Source organism: Campylobacter curvus, assembly GCF_013372125.1.
In the GTDB taxonomy this organism is placed as follows: Bacteria; Campylobacterota; Campylobacteria; order Campylobacterales; family Campylobacteraceae; genus Campylobacter_A; species Campylobacter_A curvus.
Map to the genome: position 1 here is coordinate 651,065 of NZ_CP053826.1, position 19,345 is coordinate 670,409.

Genomic DNA, 19,345 nt, shown 5'->3' on the forward strand with positions numbered 1-19,345 from the left:
GATTTAAATTTAATTTTTGGATAAGGATATGGAGAGAATTTTAGTAGTCGATGACAACAAAGCCCTGGCAAAACTCATAGTCAAGCAGATGGATAAAAGCATCGACGATATGATCATCGATGTGGCTTATAATTTTGCCGAAGCTAAAATGCTCATAAGCGAACATAAAAAAGAGTATTTTATGACGATCCTCGATCTAAATTTACCTGACGCTCCAAACGGCGAGATCGTAGACTACGTCATCGCTCAAGGACTACCCGTGATCGTCCTAACAGGCAGTATCGACGAGCAGACTAAAAATAATTTCATACATAAAGATATCGTTGATTACGTTTATAAGGGCAATATGGACGATATAAATTATATCTTTCAAATGATCAATCGCCTAAGCAAAAATAGGCAATATAAGGCGCTCATCGTCGAAGACTCGATGCCTTTTAGAAACAGCTTGAAAAAGATCTTGACCAGCCTTCAGTTTCAGGTATTTACGGCCGCTCACGGCGAAGAGGCGATGAGCTATTTTGCTGACAATCCCGATATGAAGCTAGTCATCACCGACTATAGGATGCCGGTAAAAGATGGGCTTGAAATTTTAAAAGAGATGAGAAAAGAGAAAGACAAAAACGCTCTTGGCATCATCGTGATGACCTCTCCTAGCGAAAATATAGGCGCACCAGTGTTTCTCAAAAGCGGAGCTAGCGACTTCATCGCCAAGCCTTTTGAAAAAGAGGAGCTGATATGTCGCGTAAACAACACGATAGAGGCGATGGAAAACATAAATCAGATCGCAAATTTCGCTAATCGCGACTTTCTAACCAGCGTCTATAATAGGCGATATTTTTATGACGATATGACGCAGTATCTCGCAAAAGCCGAAGAGACCGCAGAACCTTACGCGATCGCGATGATAGATATAGATCATTTTAAAAATATCAACGACACTTACGGACACGACGGCGGAGATAAGGTCTTGCAGTTTTTGGCTAAAAAGCTGGTAGACGATACGAAAGGAAACGATATCGTAGCTAGATTTGGCGGAGAGGAATTTTGCGTCGTGCTTAAAAACATCTCGCAAGAAGAGGCGGTAAAATTTTTTGTAAATTTAAGAGCCAAGATAGCAAATAGCAAAATTTCATTGAAGAAAAATGTTATAAATTTTACCGTTTCCATAGGCGTCGTATTTAACAGAAGCGACTACCGACTGGACGAGCTTTTAGAGCTTGCCGATGAGGCGCTTTACATCGCCAAAGAAAGCGGCAGGAACAGAGTCGAGGTCGCTAAGTGATCATCGATACGCATTGCCATTTGGACTCCAAATGCTATGATGTCGATTTACCTAAAATTTTAAGCGATGCGGCTGATTTAGGGGTCTTGGGCTTTGTTATACCGGGAGCTGATATCAATGATTTACCAAAAGCCGCTACAATTGCAAACGCGCATGAGAATATTTATTTTGCCGTTGGCGTTCATCCGTATGACAAAAACGGCTTCGATGAGGCTCTTTTGCGTAAATTCGCAAACGATAAAAAGTGCGTGGCTATCGGCGAATGCGGACTTGATTATTTCCGTCTGCCAAAAGACGAAGATGAAAAGAGCCGTGAAAAGCTAGAGCAAAAACGCGTTTTTTTAGCTCAACTTGACTTGGCCGTTGAGTTAAAAAAACCCGTTATCCTTCACATCCGTGATGCTAACGAGGATAGTTTCAATATCCTAAAAGAGTATGCGCCAAAGCTGAGAGCGGGAGCCGTTTTGCACTGCTACAACGCTTCGCCCCTGCTTTTGCAGCTTGCTGAATTTGGGAATTTTTATTTTGGCATAGGCGGCGTTTTGACATTTAAAAATGCTAAAAGCCTAGTCGAAATTTTGCCTAAGATTCCGGTCGATAGGATATTGATAGAGACGGATGCGCCGTATCTCACGCCAGAACCAAACAGAGGCAAGAGGAACGAGCCGGCATTCACAGTGTTTGTTGCTAAAAAGATAGCTGAAATTTTAAACCTTGAATTTGACGAGGTCTGTGAGATTACGTCAAATAATGCCAAAAGGTTATTTGGGTGCTTCGCGTAAATTTACGCTGCACTTGTTTCAAAACACCGCGTCCAGCGATGTTTTGACTTTGACACGAAAAAAGGATAGAAATGAAAGCCATACTTAAGATTTTTTTGATCTTTGCATGTAGTTTATCGCTATTTGCAAGCGCCCCCGAGAGGGATCCTTATGAAGCGCAGGCTAAAATTTTAAAAGAGCTTGACATAGATACTAGCTTCATGAAAACATCTTATTATGCAAATATGAGAAAGGGTATCCAGTCCTCACAGGTAAGGACTTTTACCGATGCTTTAAAAAGCGGATATATGTATATCCCGATGATAAAGACGCAGATAAAAGCTTCGGGCGTTCCCGATTCGTTTTTTTATCTTGCTATGATAGAGTCGGGCTTTTCAAACCATACGGTCTCAAATGCAAAAGCTACCGGCATGTGGCAGTTTATGGAAAAAACGGCTAGGCTTCACGGCCTAAAAGTCGGAGAATACGTAGATGAGAGGAAAGATCCGGTCGAGTCTACGAAGGCTGCGACCATGTATCTTCGCTCTTTGAAAAATCAGTTTGGAAAATGGTATTTGGCCGCTCTTGCCTATAACTGCGGCGACGGCTGTTTGTCAAAAGCCATACAAAAGGCCGGAACGGACGATCTGGCGACACTTATCGATCCTGAGAAAAAATATCTACCTCCTGAAACCAGAAAATTTATAATCAAAATTTTAAGGGCCGCTTATATCGCTAAGGATGCTGACTTTATCGTCTCTAAAGACTCGTCTTTACTAAATGTGAGCGGAGGGCTGAAGCTCACTAAAGTCGAAGTGCCAGGTGGGACAAATTTAGCCCAGATAGGTGATAGTATCGGGCTTGGCACGAAAAAAATGAAAGACAATAACCCACATTTGAAATTCGTATTCACCCCTCCTACGCTTAAAAATTATTACGTCTATATACCTGAGAACAAAAAGCAGCTCTTTACTGAAAATTTCAAGCCTTTTAACGGCAAAAACAACTTCTACACATATACCGTCAAAAAGGGCGATACTTTGCTTGCGATATCCAAAAAAACAGGCATAAGCCATAGAGCCATCAAAAGCTACAATGAGCTTAAAACAAACGCAGTCGCGTATAATCAAAAGCTGATAATCCCGTCGTCTAATCACAACAAAATTCAAAACTACACCATCCAAAACGGCGATACTTTAGCTACGCTTTCCAAGAAATTCAAAGTCGATGAAAAAGATATAAAAGAGGCGAATTCTCTGGCCAGTTCAAATTTAAGCGTCGGAGCAAAGATTGTCATACCTTAATAGTCCCAAATTTTATTTGGGCGCTACCTTTGCACTGTTTCTAGCCGGTTGCTCTTGGAGCGGAGCCCCATTTGCTCCAAGCGGTCCTACAAATGCCAAAGTCATCAACACTCCTGCGATGCAAAAAGCCACCATGCGCCCTTATACTATAAACGGCAAGACCTACTATCCTACCGTCGTCAGCGTAGGCGATAGAGCCAGTGGAATAGCCAGCTGGTATGGTCCGAATTTTCACGGCAAGACCACGTCGAACGGCGAAATTTACAATATGCATAACATGACCGCCGCACATAAGACCTTGCCGATGAATACCGTGCTCAAGGTCACGAATTTAAAAAATCAAAAAAGCGTCATCGTGCGCATAAACGATCGCGGCCCGTTTGTGGCCGATAGAGTGCTCGATCTTTCAAAGGCCGCTGCTACGAAGCTTGACATCATAGGCACAGGCACAGCTCCTGTAAATATGGAAGTCATAGGCTTTAACGCCGAAAATGTAGCTATCGCTTCAAATCAAGGCTCTATCTACAAAGGGAAAATTCCTCCTAGCTCGCCTAGTGCACCAGCTGGCGGTATCATCATCTCATCCGAGCAAAGCGTAGTCGGAGGTGATTTCATGGTGCAAATCGGCGCATTTAAAAACAAAGACGGCGCCAATCGCTATCAAAAAGAGCATGAGAGCATAGACGGCTACAAGTCCGTAGTCAGGACGTTCACAATAGACGGCGAGACGATCTACCGCGTGTTTTTAAATGGCTTTAGGAGCGAAGACGAGGCGAGGGATTACGCTAGAAGCGGTAAATTCCAAGGTGCATTCATAGTAAGAGGTTAGCATGAAGGACGAAATTTTAAAGATTGTCAGGACGACAAAAGAGACCGATATCAGCGCCGAGCTTAAAATTTACGGCGAAGGCAGATGCGAGATAGCCACGGGAGTAGGATTTTTCGACCATATGCTCGAGGCCTTTGGTAAGCACGCTTTGTTTGATATGAAAATTTCATGCAAAGGCGATACGCACGTGGATTTTCACCATAGCGTCGAGGATGTCGGCATTGTCATCGGCTCGCTTTTAAAAGAGGCGATCTATCCGGTAAGCGGCATAGAGCGTTTTGGCGATAGTGTGGTCGTGATGGACGAGGCGGCAGTGAGCTGCGCGCTTGATCTGAGCAACCGCGCCTTTTTGGTATATGAAAATTTCAATGAAAAGGGCAAGGTCGGAGAATTTGACATCGAGCTTGCGGAGGAGTTTTTTAGAGCCGTCGCGATGAATGCAAACATCACGCTTCATATCGCTAAACTCCGCGGCAAAAACAATCATCACATAATAGAAGCCGCGTTCAAATCCTTTGCCGTCGCACTTAGACGTGCGCTCGCTAAAAATCCCCGCGTCAATACGCCAAGCACAAAAGGCGTGCTATGATAGAGATCATATTTTTAGATGTCGACGGCTGCTTGACTGACGGCAAGATCGTTTATAGCGCAAACGGCGAAGAGCTTAAATTTTTTGATGTGAAGGACGGCTACGCCATCGAGAGTTGGCTGAAGCTTGGTAAAAAAGTCGCCATCATCACGGGCAGAAAGTCCCCTATCGTCGAGCGACGCGCTGAGGATCTAAAGATAAATCACGTCTATCAGGGCGTTAGCGATAAATTTGAAGTAGCCAAGGAAATTTTGAAATTTGAAGGGCTTAGATTTGAAAACGCCGCAGCGATCGGCGATGATTATAACGACTTTAAAATTTTAAACGCCGTGGCATGGAGCTTCAAGCCAAAAGACGCCATAAAACAGCTTGAGGTTAAAACGAAGCTCAAACACAAAGGCGGCGCTGGTGCCGTGCGCGAGATGATCGAGATCATCATCGAAAAGCAAAATTTATTTGAAGAATGGTCTAAGCGTTGGTTATAAAAATTTTCTATTTCGTCGTCGCGATATTTAGCGTCGTGATGATATTTTTAGCGCTTCAGGATCCATATTTTGCCGAACAGTTCAAGCAAGATATCAACGTTTCTAATATGCAGGCAAACGACGTGCTTGATTACGAGATGAACGCAAGCGGCATAAACGCCGTATATGAAGCTGACGAGGTAAACAGATATAGTAGCGAGGATGAGTTTTTAAAATTCAAAGCTGAAATTTTAAGAAGCGGATTAAAGCATATCCTAAGCTCTGATAAGGCTATCTCGCAGGGCGATGACGTGAGATTTTTAGGCAACGTAAAATACGATAACAACGATAGTCTTAGCTTCACTTCAAACGAGGTGATATACAATACCAAAACGAAAATAGCACGCTCTGACGGTAGCTTTGTCGTGACGCAAAATTCAGACAAGGCTACCGGCGAGAGCGGGTCATACGATCTAGCTAAAAAACAGACGCACATAAAAGGGTTAAAAGCATGGATAGAGCAGCAAAGGCGGTAGCTTTAGGGCTATTTGTGGTCTTAAATTTTACGGCGCTTCACGCGGAGCAAGTCGAGATAACATCAAATAGTTTTTTTGCCGACGAGAATAAACAAATCAGCGAATTCACCGGTAACGTCCATATAAAAAAGGGTGCTTACGACGAGCTTTTCGCAAACAAAGTGATAGTTTATTTCGACACCAAACGTCAGCCGATAAAATATGTCGCCACAGGCAACGCCAGAGCCAAGATAGCCATGAAAGACAAGCATTATGACGGCAAAGGCGATACGCTCACCTACGAGCCGGCTACGCAAACATACACAGTCACCGGTAACGGCCACCTACACGAGGTAGAGACCGACAAAAACGTCTACGGCGAAAAGATCGTCGTAAATCAAAATAGCGGCACATATAACGTAAATAGCGACGAAAAAAAGCCTGTGAAATTTATCTTTCAGATCGAGGATAAAGCCAAGTGATACGCGTTTTAAACGCTAAATTTATAAGCTCAAGCCCAAGCATCAAGGACGCTGCCGAGTTTGCCCTCAGCGAGGTAGTATTTTTGGGGCGCTCAAATGTCGGTAAAAGTAGCCTGATAAACGCACTCGTAAATCAAAAAGCCCTGGCTAAGAGCTCATCGACTCCGGGCAAGACGCAGCTTATAAATTTTTTTGAAGTGGAATTTGACGAACGAGATGATCAAAGTGGCGAAAAAACGGATAAATTCAAGATAATGTTCGTCGATCTGCCGGGCTTTGGCTACGCTAAGGTGGCAAAGTCAAAGCACGAGGAGTGGAGGCGCAACCTCGATGAATTTTTGAAATTTAGATCAAGCATCAAGCTTTTCGTCCATCTCATAGATGCCAGGCATTTTGATCTGGATATCGACGTGAACGTAAATAATTACATAAACGAGTTTTTAAGGCCGGATCAGAAAATTTTAAATTTTTACACGAAGGCCGATAAGCTAAATCAAAGCTCAAAAAGCGCCGTTTTGAAATTTGATCCAAACGGGATCCTAGTCTCGACGCTAAATAAAGTCGGCATAGACAAAGCACGCGAGCTGATCGTCACTCGGGCGCTTGGACGATGATAGAGCTAAGAAAGCCAAAGCCAAAAGACGTCGCTCTTATGCAGGCTTTGGTCGCTCCTGAGGTCGCAAAGGGCGTCATACTGCCTAGAAGCGACGACGAGATAAGCACGAATATCCGCTCATATATCCTTGCCTGTGAGGGCGAGCGAATAGTCGGATTTTGCGCGCTTCACATACACGCGGTCTGTCTTGCCGAGATAAGAAGCCTCATCGTGAGCGAGGATATGCGCGGCCAGGGTGTGGGCACTATGATGGTAAAAAAGCTGCTGGAGGAGGCAAAATTTTATGAAATTTCAAAGATTTTCACGCTCACCTATCAGCGCAGCTTTTTTGAAAGGCTTGGCTTTCGGGAGATACCAAAAAGCGAGCTTCCGACCCAAAAAATTTGGGCTGATTGTATAAAATGCAAACACTTTCCCGTATGCAACGAAATAGCACTGATCTACAATTTCTAAAAGAGCTCTTTGGCATCGTATTTTTGATCGCTTATGAGATAGCTACGACGCAGCTTGGCTTTTTACCGCCGCTGATGGGGCTGTTTTTTACGTATTTGATCCTCGAATACACAAAAAAGCAAAAAAGATATACGGAATTTGACTTTTATTGGTATTTTGCCGTCACGTTTTTGCTCTTTTGCGAGCAGATCCACGGCTTTTATCTCTTTTCCAGCGTGATAGCGTTTTTGATATTTTATAACTTCGTAGTTGACTGGCTTTTTGTCACGATGAAGTGGCGCAACTGCTTGCTTGCGATATTCGTTGCCAGCGGATACGCCATGACATTTTTAGTAAACAACCTCATCGCATACATGGAAAACGGCTCGTTTTTGAGCTTTGGGATAGAGTATTTTTTTTACATCGTGACAGAAACGATCCTGGCGATAATTTTATTTAAGGATCGCGTCGTATGAGGATGCGTATAGTTTTTAGCGTGATAGCGCTATTTTGGATCATCCTTCTTAGCAGGATATATAATTTAAGCGTAAATTCCAACGAATACTACAACGAGATCGCCGAGCAAAACGCCGTCAAGATGCAGTATATCCCGCCCGTTCGCGGTATCATCTTTGATGTCAAAGACAGACCCATGGCGATAAACAGGCTTGGCTTTTCTATCCTCGTAAAGCCCCATCTTAGCGGTATGAAAAGCGAAATTTTAGACTCCGAGCTAAACTATATCGGCGGGCTGTTTGACGATTTAAATGTCACAAAACTAAAGCGCGAATACATAAAAAACGACTCGCCTTACAATCAAGAATTTATAAATGTAGTGGAATTCATCGACTATGATAAATTTCTGCCGTATTTTGCGAGCCTGTCGTTACGTGAAAATTTACGCATAGAGCCGGCCTCAAAGCGCCACTATCCATACAATGATCTAGCCTCGCACATCATCGGCTACGTCGGTAGGGCAAATCAAAAAGATATAGAGAGCGACCCTCTTACGAAGCTCACCAACTACACGGGCAGAAGCGGTGTGGAGCGTTATTATAACTCGGTATTGCAAGGCGTGGAGGGCTCTAAACGTATAAAAGTAAATGCCTTGAACGAAGAGATCGAGCAGATGAATTTCACCGCGCCGCACAGCAAAAATATAAAGCTCAGCATCGATCTTGAGGTCCAAAAATTTGTAGCCGATGTTTTTGGAGAGGATGCGGGAAGCGTGATAGTGATGAGCCTAAAAGACGGCGCTATCATCGCTGCCGGCAGCTTTCCCGAGTATGATCTAAATCCTTTCGTGCTTGGCATCAGTCAAAAGGAGTGGAACGATCTTGTAAAAGACGTCGATCATCCCTTTACAAACAAGCTGGTAAACGGACTTTACCCGCCGGGCTCTATCGTAAAAATGGGTATGGCACTTGCATTTTTGGATAATGGCATGAGTAAATACGACAGCTTTTACTGCTCGGGCTCGTATGAGCTTGGCGGGCGTAAATTTCGCTGCTGGAAGACCTACGGACACGGAAATGTCAATATGAATACGGCTATCCGCGAAAGCTGTGACGATTATTTTTATAAAGGTAGCCAAAAGGTCGGCATAGACGCTATCGTGCCGATACTTGAGCGTATGGGCTTTGGCACGAAAACGAACGTTGACCTGCCAAACGAATTCGTAGGCACACTGCCTAGTCGCGAGTGGAAGATGCGAAAATACGGTAAGGCGTGGTTTCAGGGCGAGACGCTCATCACCTCGATAGGACAGGGAAATTTCCTCGTTACGCCTATGCAAGTAGCCAAATACACGGCCGGGCTCGCGACCGGACTAAATATAACGCCTCATTTTTTAAAGAGCATAGACGGTGTGGATGTAGATTTCACGCCGACTGACGATGCTTTTACCGAGTTTGAGAAATCGCAGCTACCGGCCATCAGACACGCGATGTATGAGGTGGCGAACCACCCTAAAGGCACGGCAAATAGGCACTTTATCGGTAGTGTCGTGAAGGTCGCGGCAAAGACTGGTACCGCGCAAGTCGTAGGCATCTCGCAGACCGAGAAAAAGCGTATGCAAGAAGAAGATATGGCGTATTTGCAGCGCTCACACGCATGGATGACGACTTACGGGCCTTATGAAGATCCTCAATACGTCGTTACGATGGTCATCGAGCATGGCGGACACGGCGGTAGTGCGGCAGGGCCTAAGATATCGCAAATTTACAATAAGCTTGTCGATATGGGCTACATCAACCTTGAAAAATCGATCGCAGCCGACGCTAAAAAGCAGGGTAAAAAGTGATCACTCCTCCATCGTTCGCACGATCAGGCTTTTTGGAAGTTTGAATTTCGTGATGATCTGCACCTCTTTTTCGCGCATCTGCCCGCCATCTTTCTCATGATCAAAGCCAAGCACGTGAAGCAGCCCGTGTATGAAAAGCAGGGCGGTCTCATCGTCGTTTGTGTGCCCTAGCTGGGCTGATTTTTGCGCGACTAGATCGGTGTTTATCACGATACAGCCGATAGGAGCGTGAAGCACTAGCTCAAGCGGGAAGCTAAGCACATCAGTCGTTTTATCAAACCCTCGCTCTTTTAAATTTATCTCTCTCATCTCCTCGCTATTTACGAAGCTCAGCTCGATATCTCCTGGTGTTAAAAATGCGCAAATTTCATCTAAAATTTCAGGGTATTTTTCCTCGCAAAGTATCATTTTGACTCTTTAAATTTAAAATTTTGTATAATTTTAGCAAAAATCTCAAGGAAAACTATGAAAAAAGCAGTCTGTATAATGAGCGGAGGCATGGATAGCACACTTTGCGCGGTGATGGCAAAGCGCGAGGGATACGAGATCATGGCGCTTCACTTTGACTACGAACAGCGCACGATGAGGCGAGAGAAAATGGCTTTTGAGCAAATCTGCGACCGTCTTGGTATAAAAAAGCGGCTAAATTTAGACGTCAGCTTTATCGCGGATATCGGCGGCAATGCGCTGACTGACAAGAATTTAGCCGTCTCTAAAGACGGTCTGGGCGATGAGATACCAAACACCTATGTGCCGTTTCGTAACGGGATATTTATCTCCATCGCCGCCGCGCTCGCCGAAAAAGAGGGCGCACAAGCGATTTATATCGGCGTCGTAGAGGAGGATAGTAGCGGTTATCCGGACTGCAAGGGCGAATTTATCGAGTGCATGAATGCCGCCATAAACGTCGGCACGGCGCCTGAAACAAAGATAAAGATCGTCACGCCGTTAGTAAATTTAAGCAAGGCTGACATCGTGGCAAAGTCGCTGGAATTTGGCTCTCCGCTCGAGCTTACTTGGAGCTGTTACGAGCGTGAGGACGAGGCTTGCGGGCTTTGCGACAGCTGCCGCTTGAGGCTAAGAGGCTTTGAAAGAGCCGGTGCAAAAGATAAGATAAAATACGCAAATTTAAGCTGATAAGCAAATCTCTGAAATTCCATATATTTAACGTGATGTAAAAATAAAAATCTGCTATTGATTTTGGCTCTGTTATAATCAAATATCGATGCTCTTTTTATTCTCTCCTACACCATGCTGATAGCCGCCAGCAAAGAAGTGAAAATCAATCGTATTTTTTGCGAAGTATTATTTTAAGACGTCGAGACTTTATTAAACAAAGTCTTTCATTTTGACATTATTCTGATAAGCAAAATCATAAAAGCTTAAATATATAGATTAATCTTAATTTTTAAACTTCATTGACTAAAATCAACTTAAAATACAAATAAATCGTGTATAATGCGCTTAAATTTTCTAAAATTTCAAGGAGAAAAAATGAGTAAAGATATGGAGATGTTTTGCTACCAATGCGAAATGAGCGCGCCCGAAGGCTGTGGCGCCAAGGGTCAGAGCCACGGTACCTGCGGCAAAGACGATACGCTCGCGCGCCTTCAAGATACGATGATTTTCGGTCTTAAGGGTCTTAGCGCTTATCGTCACCACGCAGACGAGCTGGGCGCAGACACCAGCGCGGTAGATCGCGTGATGGCGGACACACTATATTTCACGCTCACAAACTCGAATTTCAACTTCGACGAGCACGTCAAACAGCTCCTTGCGGTCGGAAGTGCGGGTGTAGAGGTCATGAACATACTAAGCGAGGCGCATACGGCAAAATTTGGCATCCCTGCACCCGTAAAAGTGAGCCAAAACAAAGTAGAGGGCAAGGCGATCTTAGTAAGCGGTCACAACCTGCACGCCTTGGAGTTGTTGCTAAAAGCGACCGAGGGCAAGGGCATAAACATCTACACTCACTCCGAGATGTTGCCCGCCCACGGCTATCCGCAGCTTCGCAAATATCCGCATCTAAAGGGCAACGTCGGCAAGGCGTGGTTCGATCAAACCAAGCTTTTCAACGAATTTAAAGGCGCTATTTTGATGACTACTAACTGCATCGTGCCGCTTCGCTCGTCCTGTACCTATGCAGACCGCTTGTTTGGCTACTCGATCGCAGGCACGAACGGCGTAAAGCACATCGAAAACGACGATTTTACGCCGCTCATCGAGTGCGCTCTGGCTTGCGGCGACGTGAGCGGATTTGATAGCGACGAGACGCTGGTGACGGGCGGGCATTACAAAACGATTTTAAGCCTTGCGCCGCAAATTTTAGAGGCGATCACGTCGGGTAAAATTCGCCGCTTTTTTGTCATCGCAGGCTGCGACGCACCGGGCAAAGGACGCGAATACTACCGCGAGCTAGCCCAGAGCCTACCTAAAGACTGCGTCATTTTGACATCAAGCTGCGGAAAATTTAGATTTAACGACATCGACTTTGGCAACGTGCCGGGTACGCAGCTTCCGCGATACATCGACCTTGGCCAGTGCAACGACAGCAACGGCGCGGTCAAAATCGCCCTAGCGCTCAGCGAAGCGACCGGTATCGCGGTAAACGATCTGCCGGTCTCGATCGTGCTGATGTGGATGGAGCAAAAGGCGGTCATCATCTTGCTAGCACTCTTTAGCCTCGGCATCAAAAATATCAACGTAGGTCCTAGCCTGCCTAGATTTTTCAACGACGAGATAGTGAATTTCTTGGTTCAAAATTTCGGTGTTCGCCCTATAAGCGGCGACGCACAGGCTGATTTGAAGTATTTCTTGGGCGAGTGAAATTTAGGCGGCTAGTCCCGCCTGTTGGGGCGCTAAAAAAGCCCCGCTTGCTCTTTGCTTTGATTTAGCACGTTTAAAAGCTCGCTTTTATCGCAAAAAACTAGCGCATATCTAAAGCCTTTTAAATTTTTTATCTCTTCTAATTCATCGAAATATAAGGCATTTTGCACGTTTATATCGCTTGATCTCGGTAGACAGATCAGCGCTTCGTCGATGCTGAAATTCTTTTGTAAAAATGCAGTCTCTATCAAAAAGAGCTCCTCGTCGTTTTCGACTATCAGCGCGCGAAAGCTGGCTCCGAAATTTGCGGGCTTGAAATTTTTATCGATAAATATCGGCTCAAAGTGCGCTAGCGCCCTTGTATCGTTTAGTTTAAAGGAGATGTTATTTTGTTTGAAGTAGTGGAGCAAACCGCAAAGCATACCCATGAAAACGCGCGGGATGTTTAAATTTTGATAGTAGATCCCGTCGCAGATCATCGTTGTGAAAAATATCGAGCTTGGATTTATCGCTTGAGCCTTAGTATCGGTCCAAACGGCGTCGTAAAGTGGAGATATGCGCTGAAGCACGCGGGTATCGCCGCTAAAAAATATGTCCCCGTCCTTTGCACGCATGATCTTGTAAAAGAGCTCGGGCACGCTTTTAGGCATGAGTGCGGCGTTTTTACCAAGGCTTATGCGCTCCAGGATCGCCATTTGGGCGGCATTCACGGCGCAAAATTTCAGATTTTTATGCGTCGCCTCAAAGCGCATGAGCCGCATGATCGCGGTTTGGACGCTGCTTACTTTGATATAGGCGATCTCGCTGTCTTTTTGGGGAAATTCCTCCTCGCCGATGACAGCGTAAGCGCCGTGTTTGACGGCCAGATCGACATCGTTTTCACCAGCGTCAAGCGCAAAAAACGCGTATCCTTGCCTCACGTTTTTAGCCTCGAAAGCAAAGTCTGTTATGCTAGAAACGCTTGGTTTGTTTAGGGTTTGCCCGTTGATCAGGCGCGCTAAATTTTCGATCGTCATATTATCCGACTATCGCTCCGTTTTTGACCTTTTTTTGAGTGCTAAGTAGCGTCAGCGAGCCGTCTTCCGCGCTTAGGATCATGCCTTGAGAGACGTATTTTTTCATCATCGTTCGCTCTTTGAGATTTGCCAGGACGCAAACTTGTTTGCCGATGAGGTCGCTTGGGTCGTAGTATTTTGCGATACCAGAAAGTATGGTGCGAGGCTTTTGCTCGCCCAGATCGATCGTGAATTTCAGTAGCTTCTCGCTGCCTTCGACCCTCTCGCACTCCAGCACTTCGCCCACTTTTATGACGATTTTGGCAAAATCATCTATCGTTATGACGTTTTCGTCCTTTTTCTCGTTTTGCGGCTCATTGACGCTTGGAGTGGTACTTGGCATCAGCTCGCTCTCGATCCTTGGAAACAGCGGCTCGGTCGGCTTTGAGACGAAATTTTGCACGCCGTTATCAAGCACCAGATCCTTAAAGTTTCGCTCGTTTATCTCGAAGCTAAGCGCCTCTGCGATCTTGTCCGCTGTTTTTGGCATCGCAGGGCTTAGTAAAACGGCTACTTTTGCAAGTAAATTTGCGCTTAGCGCGACAAGGGCGTTAGCCTCAGTCGTTTTGCCCTCTTTTATCATCGCCCAAGGCTCGTATTTTGCGATGACACCGTTTGCCAGCGTCACTACCTTCCAAAGCTCCTCCAAGTAGCGATTCGTGGCTAGAACTTCTAAATTTTCTATTGCTGATTTTAGATGAGCGTGGGCTTCTTCTAGCTCGGCGTTGTAAAATTTAGCCACGTTTGAAGCGTCTATTTTAAACTCGCTATATTTGCCGCTCATGCCGATTATGCGGTTTAGTAGATTGCCAAGTCCGTTGCCAAGCTCGGAATTTATGCGCTCTATGAGTGCCTTTTGGCTAAAGTCGCCGTCTTGTCCAAACGGCACTTCTCGGAGCATGAAATATCTGAAATTTTCAAGGCCGTAAGCTTTAGCGACCTCCCTTGGATCGATGACATTTCCCTTGCTCTTACTCATCTTTTCGCCGTTACGTGTCCACCAGCCGTGGGCTGCGACGTGTTTTGGCAAGGCTAAATTTAAACTCATCAAAAACGCCGGCCAATACACCGCGTGAAATCGCAAGATATCCTTGCCCACGATGTGCGTGGTGTTTTGCCAAAAGTCCATCAATGCGTCGTCTCTTGAGTAGCCAAGCGTCGTGAGATAGTTTACGAGCGCGTCTAGCCAGACATACATCACGTGCTTTGGATCGTTGGCGCTAGCCGGTAGCTTCACGCCCCAGTCAAAGCTCGTGCGGGTGATGGAGAGGTCTTTTAGCCCGCCTTTTACGAAGCTTACGACCTCATTTTTCTTGCCTTTTGGGATGACGCAAAGCTCGTCGTTTTCATACCATTTTAGCAGGGCGTCTTGGTATTTCGAGAGTCTAAAAAAGTAGCTCTCCTCTTTTACGATACTGGTCTTTCGCCCGCAGTCAGGACAGCAGTTGTCGTCAAGTAGCTGAGTAGCCGTGAAAAACGTCTCGCAGCTAACGCAGTAAAAGCCCTCGTATTCGCCCTTGTAGATGTCACCGTTTGCCTGCATCTTGCTAAAAACATTTTGTGCGGTGAGCTTGTGCTCCTCGTCGGTCGTGCGGATAAAATGATCGTAGCTTATCTCAAACTCGTCCCAAAGCGTGCGAAATTTAGCGCTTATCTCGTCGGCGTATTCTTTTGGCGTCTTACCACGCGCTTTTGCGGCTTGCTCGATCTTTTGCCCGTGCTCGTCCGTACCGGTCATAAAGTATGTCGGATGCCCCTGTAGGCGCTTAAAACGTGCAAAGGTATCGGCGATTATCGTGGTGTAGGCGTGTCCGATGTGCGGAACATCGTTTACATAATAAATCGGCGTGGTGATATAAACTTTTTCTTTCATATTTTTCCTTTTTAAATTTAAAAATCAAAGCCGCCCGAGCTGCCCTTGGACATCGAGTTGTAGCAGGTATCTACGTAGTCTTTTCGTATCTGACAGTCAAAAAATTTCTCACAGCTAAAGCAGCTTTTGAGCTCTTTTTGTTTTTGGCAATCCTGTAAAATTTTAGCCTTTTCCTCGAAGGCCAGCTCGAATTTATCCTTTTGCCCGCTCTCTTGCATCAGTCTTTTCCGTAAAATTTATGAAGCAGGGCGATCTCGCCAGCGGAGCCAAAGAAACAAGGCGAGGTCTGATGAGTCTTTGTGATATTTACGTCAAATAGTGTATCGCTCTTGCCGTCACTCGTTGCACCGCCCGCGTTTTCGTAGATGAATGCAAACGGCAGCACCTCAAAGAGCAGGCGCAGCTTGCCGTTTGGGTGATCGCTCGTGGCAGGATAGCTAAAAAGCCCGCCACCTTTTAGTAAAATTTGGTGCAAGTCGCTGACCATCGCTCCTGAGTAGCGTAGGCGGTATCCTTCGTCAAACAGCTCGTTTATGAAGGCTCTATGCGTTTGATCCCAGCCTTTTTGCGTCGCACCTGTGGCGTTTAGTTTGCCTTTTTGGGCTAGCTCGAGCTCTTTTACGAATTTAAAATTCCCGTCTTTGCCAAGGCGGTAAAATTTTGGCTTCGCGCCCTTTTTATCGTTTATGACTAGCTCCAAGCGAGGACCGTATATGCTGTAAGCTGCAGCTATTAAATTTTGGGGCTTTAGCTCGTTCTCGTAGATGCCAAATATCGAGCCCACGGCGAAATTTACATCTACAAGGCTCGAGCCGTCCAGCGGATCGTATGCGATTATGAATTTCCCGTTTGCATTTATAGGCAAAATTTCGTCCTTTTCCTCGCTGACTAGCGCTTTTACGCAGCTAAGAGCCTTAAATTTGGCTGTGATTATCTCGTCGCTTTGCACATCGAGCTTCAGCTGGGTGTCGCCCGTGGCATTTTCGTGCGTCGTATAGCCAAGATCGGCGTATTTTATGACCTCGCTTATCTCTTTTGCTACGCTTTTTATCATCTCGAAAATTTCATTTAAATCTTGCATCATACAGCCTTTGCATTTTCTAGTATCCACGCGCAAATCGCGTCTATGTCGTCTAAATTTATATTTTTTATCTCGTAGGGCACACTGGGCTTATAGGTGGCTATCGCGTCTGAAAAGCTTAGATATTTTTCGTCTATCTCGTCTTTAAATACGCTAAGACGCGGCAACGGCAGTGTCTTTAGCCCCTCGACCAAAAGTATGTCAAACTCTCCTAGCATCCTTATGACCTCGTCTATTTGTGAGGGTTGCTGTGAAAAATACGTCGTCCTAGTCGGGCTCATCACGACGACCTCCGCCCCGGTCTGAGAAAATTTAAAGCTATCCTTGCCCTCTACGTCAAATCTCGCCTTGTCGCCCGGGTCGTGCTTTACGACAGCGGTTTTTAGTCCTTGGTCTATGAAATGTTTGGCTACTTTTAAAATGAGCGTGGTTTTTCCGCTGTTTGACGGGCCTGAAAACGCTATGGCGAGTCTTTTCATGAGAACCTTTTTTGATAAAATTTTTGGGGATTATAGCCAAAGTTGGCTTTAAAATTTATGAGTGAAAATGATTTAGTTTTAAAAATAAAATGCTAAAATAGGGCGAAATTTTAAAATTCAAGGTGGCTGCGGTGAGAAAAATTTTGCTTGTTTTAGTATTCATTTTTGGGGTATTAGGATGCTCTGATAAAAAGATCATCGTTCATGAACCGTTAAAAAACGAGCTTCTAGCATACACTAGCAAGGCCGAGATCATCAATGATACCAACCGCACGTTGATCATCGCCACATATCTAAATCCGATCTATCAAAGTAAAATTTCTATCAAAGGCGAGGAGAAATTCCTAGTAGCCATCAGCCCCAAAGAAAACGAGATAGACGCCTCAAGCGTAAAGGTAAATAACGAAAGCAACGCTACTTCGCTAAGGTTGCTTGATAAAAACGACGAGCTTTTGAGCCTTGCCGGCTTTAACATGCCTTGGGCGGCTTATTATGAGATATCAGCCCCGAGCAAAAGCAGCGACAAGCTAAATCTCACTTTCGAAATTTATCCGTCGCAGAAGGTGAGCTTAGAATTTCAAAAAGTTGCGAAATCTTTATATTGGAACCCATGAGCGCACTATAAACTACGTAGTTTGCAAGCACCTTTTTGCCGTAGTTTCGCGTCTCGGTGACGGGTACTAGCTCCATAGATAAAAACGGCTCGTAAATTCCCTCTTTAAACATATCATCGCGCGTGATGAGCTTTTTGGTAAAGCCGATACCACCGTTATATGCGTATGCGATAAATAGTGGATGAAAGAGGAATTTCTCCAGATAATCAAGATGATAATTTGCAAATTTAAAAGCTACATCTTGTTTAAACATATCGTCTTGGTCGAAATTTTCGATCTTTAGCTCTTTTTTGCCGATCGTATTTGCTAAAAACGGCATGAACTGCATCATCCCAAGCGCGTAAGAGGTGGAAATGAGGCTTGGGATAAAAAGGCTCTCTTGCCTGCCAAGCGCGTAGATCATCGATTTTCGCGTGACGTTCGTATCCTCTAGCTCGGAAGACTCCGGCATCAAAAAGTAATGCTTGTCCCAGCCGGCAGCCCTTTGCATGAAATAAGCATACGCCCCCACACTCTCTTTAGTGTAAAAACGTTTTGCATATTCGCTTGCCTGTTGGGCGTTCATCTGCTTTGCGAGTGCGGCGGTCTTTACCCATAAAAATGGATCCGTCACGTCAAAATTTTCCGGTTTTTCTTTGCTCGGGTGAGGCACTATGACCTCAAAAGGCTCGGCGTTTGTAAAATCTCTGGCATAAAGCGAGTAGATATTCACGTCGCTACTTTGTGCGAGTTCGTTTAGATAAATTTCATCTTTGCTGATGAGATACAGCCAAAATGTGGCGTTGTCTCTTTGCCACTCGCGCTCGAAGCTCGCTTTTGCTTTTGCAAAAAATTTAAGCGCAGCGGTATCGTTTTTAAGGGTGATGGCATTTATGCCGAGCATGAAAGCGTCGTTTTTTTCAGTGATGTTTTCATCTATTTTTAGTAAATTTTGTCTGAACGCATCGTATTTTTTATTTATCACGACATCGTTTAAAAGCGTGCTAAAGCCCTTTTCCTGATAAAATTTATCCATAAAGCTAGCGTCAAATTCCGTCCCGAAAAATTTCATCGTTTGAGAGATGCTACTGGCGTTAAAAAGCGCCATGAAATTTTTCGTATCACCGTTTTGTGCAAATTTAACCGCCGGATTTTCATCGTTTAAAATAAGCAGCGTTTGCGCCTTTTGCGGGTAAAAATCAGCTAGCTTAGCGGCTAACTGCGTGCGTGTTTTGATATCCAGCTTTAGAGCGAAGCTGATCGTCGTAAGCGCGTTTTGGCAGGTGATGTTGGCATCTAGGATGTTTTTAGGATTCACCCCCGGGTAGAGGCTGGGCTTTGGTGCGGGCGGCAAAATTTTATCGATCGATTTTTGCACCGGGCCAGCTCGCCTATAAACGTCCTTTGCGAGCTCTTTTATCTGCTCTTTCGTGTATGAGCCCTCGTTGATGAGGCGGTTTATATAATAATCCTTTGCGAGGCTCTTTGGCTCGTCTTTTAGCTCCTCGTAGCTTAAAATTTTAGCCAAGCCGAGCACGATAAACAGCGATAAAACGCTAAATAGACGAAGCAAGCGCAAATAAAAGCTTTATCAAAAATCTGTCTAAAAACTCAAGCGCTAAAAGCACGATGAGCGGAGCCAGGTCGATGCCGCCAAAAACGGTCGGTATGAAGCGTCTGATAAAGGCATAAACAGGCTCCGTCAGACGCCAAAGGAGCTGCACTACTTGGTTGTAAGGATCCGGTCTCACCCAGCTTAAAAGAGCTGAGATGATGATGATCCAGATGTAGATATTTATGACTATATGCAAGATGTCCGCAATGGCCGATATGAACGTAGAAAGTATCATTTCTTCTCC

At 45.1% G+C, this 19,345-nt stretch carries 23 protein-coding genes; 15 read left to right on the plus strand and 8 right to left on the minus strand.

What is annotated here, in order from left to right; genetic code table 11:
* The first annotated feature begins 28 nt into the window (after positions 1–28).
* The 12 genes from CCVT_RS03125 (at position 29) to mrdA (ending at position 9,579) form a co-directional block, all read left to right on the plus strand.
* Positions 29–1,285 carry a GGDEF domain-containing response regulator gene (locus tag CCVT_RS03125; RefSeq protein ID WP_026175499.1) on the plus strand — a complete coding sequence of 419 codons (1,257 nt, stop codon included), beginning with the start codon at positions 29–31 and terminating at the stop codon, positions 1,283–1,285.
* A complete protein-coding gene (locus tag CCVT_RS03130) occupies positions 1,282–2,067 on the plus strand; it encodes a TatD family hydrolase (RefSeq protein WP_018136782.1) in 786 nt (261 codons plus the stop codon). Before CCVT_RS03125 ends, CCVT_RS03130 begins: the two co-directional genes overlap by 4 nt.
* Before the next feature lie 71 nt (positions 2,068–2,138).
* Entirely contained in the window at positions 2,139–3,350 is a 1,212-nt protein-coding gene (locus CCVT_RS03135) for a lytic transglycosylase domain-containing protein (RefSeq protein ID WP_018136781.1), read from the plus strand.
* Positions 3,337–4,179 carry a septal ring lytic transglycosylase RlpA family protein gene (locus CCVT_RS03140; RefSeq protein WP_018136780.1) on the plus strand — a complete coding sequence of 281 codons (843 nt, stop codon included), beginning with the start codon at positions 3,337–3,339 and terminating at the stop codon, positions 4,177–4,179. The genes CCVT_RS03135 and CCVT_RS03140 overlap by 14 nt, the downstream gene beginning before the upstream one ends.
* Position 4,180: 1 nt before the next feature.
* Positions 4,181–4,768 (plus strand): imidazoleglycerol-phosphate dehydratase HisB, encoded by a 588-nt coding sequence (hisB, locus tag CCVT_RS03145; RefSeq protein WP_018136779.1) that lies wholly within the window; start codon positions 4,181–4,183, stop codon positions 4,766–4,768.
* Positions 4,765–5,253, plus strand: a complete 489-nt coding sequence (locus tag CCVT_RS03150) for a KdsC family phosphatase (protein WP_018136778.1) — start codon at positions 4,765–4,767, stop codon at positions 5,251–5,253. Before hisB ends, CCVT_RS03150 begins: the two co-directional genes overlap by 4 nt.
* On the plus strand, positions 5,244–5,768 hold the full coding sequence (gene lptC, locus CCVT_RS03155; protein WP_011992061.1) for an LPS export ABC transporter periplasmic protein LptC: 525 nt from the start codon (positions 5,244–5,246) through the stop codon (positions 5,766–5,768). The genes CCVT_RS03150 and lptC overlap by 10 nt, the downstream gene beginning before the upstream one ends.
* Complete coding sequence (gene lptA, locus CCVT_RS03160) at positions 5,744–6,229, plus strand: lipopolysaccharide transport periplasmic protein LptA (RefSeq protein WP_018136777.1); 486 nt, start codon at positions 5,744–5,746, stop codon at positions 6,227–6,229. Before lptC ends, lptA begins: the two co-directional genes overlap by 25 nt.
* Positions 6,226–6,843 carry a ribosome biogenesis GTP-binding protein YihA/YsxC gene (gene yihA / locus CCVT_RS03165; protein WP_018136776.1) on the plus strand — a complete coding sequence of 206 codons (618 nt, stop codon included), beginning with the start codon at positions 6,226–6,228 and terminating at the stop codon, positions 6,841–6,843. The genes lptA and yihA overlap by 4 nt, the downstream gene beginning before the upstream one ends.
* Positions 6,840–7,298: an N-acetyltransferase gene (locus CCVT_RS03170; RefSeq protein WP_018136775.1), complete on the plus strand. Its 459-nt coding sequence runs from the start codon at positions 6,840–6,842 to the stop codon at positions 7,296–7,298. The genes yihA and CCVT_RS03170 overlap by 4 nt, the downstream gene beginning before the upstream one ends.
* Entirely contained in the window at positions 7,265–7,753 is a 489-nt protein-coding gene (locus CCVT_RS03175; RefSeq protein ID WP_009650271.1) for a hypothetical protein, read from the plus strand. Before CCVT_RS03170 ends, CCVT_RS03175 begins: the two co-directional genes overlap by 34 nt.
* On the plus strand, positions 7,750–9,579 hold the full coding sequence (mrdA, locus tag CCVT_RS03180; RefSeq protein ID WP_018136774.1) for a penicillin-binding protein 2: 1,830 nt from the start codon (positions 7,750–7,752) through the stop codon (positions 9,577–9,579). The genes CCVT_RS03175 and mrdA overlap by 4 nt, the downstream gene beginning before the upstream one ends.
* On the opposite strand, the gene ybeY is transcribed toward mrdA, so the two are convergent.
* A complete protein-coding gene (gene ybeY / locus CCVT_RS03185; RefSeq protein WP_018136773.1) occupies positions 9,580–9,987 on the minus strand; it encodes an rRNA maturation RNase YbeY in 408 nt (135 codons plus the stop codon). It abuts the gene before it with no gap.
* Between the two features lie 57 nt (positions 9,988–10,044).
* Here ybeY and queC point away from each other — a divergent pair, with 57 nt between their 5' ends.
* Positions 10,045–10,716 carry a 7-cyano-7-deazaguanine synthase QueC gene (gene queC, locus CCVT_RS03190; protein WP_018136772.1) on the plus strand — a complete coding sequence of 224 codons (672 nt, stop codon included), beginning with the start codon at positions 10,045–10,047 and terminating at the stop codon, positions 10,714–10,716.
* 357 nt (positions 10,717–11,073) lie between these two features.
* Positions 11,074–12,405 carry a hydroxylamine reductase gene (gene hcp / locus CCVT_RS03195; RefSeq protein ID WP_026175497.1) on the plus strand — a complete coding sequence of 444 codons (1,332 nt, stop codon included), beginning with the start codon at positions 11,074–11,076 and terminating at the stop codon, positions 12,403–12,405.
* A gap of 32 nt (positions 12,406–12,437) precedes the next feature.
* Here hcp and CCVT_RS03200 read toward each other — a convergent pair whose 3' ends face one another.
* From CCVT_RS03200 to mobB, 5 genes are read right to left on the minus strand one after another with little or no spacing between them, the layout of a single operon-like run.
* A complete protein-coding gene (locus CCVT_RS03200) occupies positions 12,438–13,421 on the minus strand; it encodes a hypothetical protein (protein ID WP_018136770.1) in 984 nt (327 codons plus the stop codon).
* Position 13,422: 1 nt separating this feature from the next.
* Positions 13,423–15,333 (minus strand): methionine--tRNA ligase, encoded by a 1,911-nt coding sequence (gene metG, locus CCVT_RS03205; RefSeq protein ID WP_018136769.1) that lies wholly within the window; start codon positions 15,331–15,333, stop codon positions 13,423–13,425.
* A gap of 17 nt (positions 15,334–15,350) precedes the next feature.
* The gene (locus tag CCVT_RS03210; RefSeq protein ID WP_018136768.1) at positions 15,351–15,551 is read right to left on the minus strand and encodes a hypothetical protein; all 201 of its coding nucleotides are present in this window, start codon (positions 15,549–15,551) and stop codon (positions 15,351–15,353) included.
* The gene (locus tag CCVT_RS03215; RefSeq protein WP_026175496.1) at positions 15,551–16,414 is read right to left on the minus strand and encodes a class 1 fructose-bisphosphatase; all 864 of its coding nucleotides are present in this window, start codon (positions 16,412–16,414) and stop codon (positions 15,551–15,553) included. Before CCVT_RS03215 ends, CCVT_RS03210 begins: the two co-directional genes overlap by 1 nt.
* Positions 16,414–16,893 (minus strand): molybdopterin-guanine dinucleotide biosynthesis protein B, encoded by a 480-nt coding sequence (gene mobB / locus CCVT_RS03220; RefSeq protein WP_009650091.1) that lies wholly within the window; start codon positions 16,891–16,893, stop codon positions 16,414–16,416. The genes CCVT_RS03215 and mobB overlap by 1 nt, the downstream gene beginning before the upstream one ends.
* Positions 16,894–17,024: 131 nt before the next feature.
* On the opposite strand from mobB, the gene CCVT_RS03225 reads away from it, so the two are divergent.
* Positions 17,025–17,507 carry a hypothetical protein gene (locus CCVT_RS03225; RefSeq protein ID WP_018136766.1) on the plus strand — a complete coding sequence of 161 codons (483 nt, stop codon included), beginning with the start codon at positions 17,025–17,027 and terminating at the stop codon, positions 17,505–17,507.
* On the opposite strand, the gene CCVT_RS03230 is transcribed toward CCVT_RS03225, so the two are convergent.
* Together CCVT_RS03230 and CCVT_RS03235 are read right to left on the minus strand one after the other, a co-directional pair.
* The gene (locus CCVT_RS03230; protein ID WP_018136765.1) at positions 17,428–19,065 is read right to left on the minus strand and encodes a transglycosylase SLT domain-containing protein; all 1,638 of its coding nucleotides are present in this window, start codon (positions 19,063–19,065) and stop codon (positions 17,428–17,430) included. The genes CCVT_RS03225 and CCVT_RS03230 overlap by 80 nt on opposite strands.
* The gene (locus tag CCVT_RS03235; RefSeq protein ID WP_018136764.1) at positions 19,043–19,336 is read right to left on the minus strand and encodes a YggT family protein; all 294 of its coding nucleotides are present in this window, start codon (positions 19,334–19,336) and stop codon (positions 19,043–19,045) included. The genes CCVT_RS03230 and CCVT_RS03235 overlap by 23 nt, the downstream gene beginning before the upstream one ends.
* Positions 19,337–19,345: the final 9 nt, after the last annotated feature.

Coding starts and splice junctions, on each gene's coding strand:
- hcp (WP_026175497.1), top strand. CDS start 11,074: ATGAGTAAAGATATGGAGATGTTTTGCTACCAATGCGAAATGAGCGCG.
- mrdA (WP_018136774.1), top strand. CDS start 7,750: ATGAGGATGCGTATAGTTTTTAGCGTGATAGCGCTATTTTGGATCATC.
- CCVT_RS03125 (WP_026175499.1), top strand. CDS start 29: ATGGAGAGAATTTTAGTAGTCGATGACAACAAAGCCCTGGCAAAACTC.
- CCVT_RS03210 (WP_018136768.1), bottom strand. CDS start 15,551: ATGCAAGAGAGCGGGCAAAAGGATAAATTCGAGCTGGCCTTCGAGGAA.
- CCVT_RS03175 (WP_009650271.1), top strand. CDS start 7,265: ATGCAACGAAATAGCACTGATCTACAATTTCTAAAAGAGCTCTTTGGC.
- CCVT_RS03215 (WP_026175496.1), bottom strand. CDS start 16,414: ATGCAAGATTTAAATGAAATTTTCGAGATGATAAAAAGCGTAGCAAAA.
- CCVT_RS03150 (WP_018136778.1), top strand. CDS start 4,765: ATGATAGAGATCATATTTTTAGATGTCGACGGCTGCTTGACTGACGGC.
- mobB (WP_009650091.1), bottom strand. CDS start 16,893: ATGAAAAGACTCGCCATAGCGTTTTCAGGCCCGTCAAACAGCGGAAAA.
- queC (WP_018136772.1), top strand. CDS start 10,045: ATGAAAAAAGCAGTCTGTATAATGAGCGGAGGCATGGATAGCACACTT.
- metG (WP_018136769.1), bottom strand. CDS start 15,333: ATGAAAGAAAAAGTTTATATCACCACGCCGATTTATTATGTAAACGAT.
- lptA (WP_018136777.1), top strand. CDS start 5,744: ATGGATAGAGCAGCAAAGGCGGTAGCTTTAGGGCTATTTGTGGTCTTA.
- CCVT_RS03200 (WP_018136770.1), bottom strand. CDS start 13,421: ATGACGATCGAAAATTTAGCGCGCCTGATCAACGGGCAAACCCTAAAC.
- hisB (WP_018136779.1), top strand. CDS start 4,181: ATGAAGGACGAAATTTTAAAGATTGTCAGGACGACAAAAGAGACCGAT.
- CCVT_RS03135 (WP_018136781.1), top strand. CDS start 2,139: ATGAAAGCCATACTTAAGATTTTTTTGATCTTTGCATGTAGTTTATCG.
- CCVT_RS03235 (WP_018136764.1), bottom strand. CDS start 19,336: ATGATACTTTCTACGTTCATATCGGCCATTGCGGACATCTTGCATATA.
- ybeY (WP_018136773.1), bottom strand. CDS start 9,987: ATGATACTTTGCGAGGAAAAATACCCTGAAATTTTAGATGAAATTTGC.
- CCVT_RS03170 (WP_018136775.1), top strand. CDS start 6,840: ATGATAGAGCTAAGAAAGCCAAAGCCAAAAGACGTCGCTCTTATGCAG.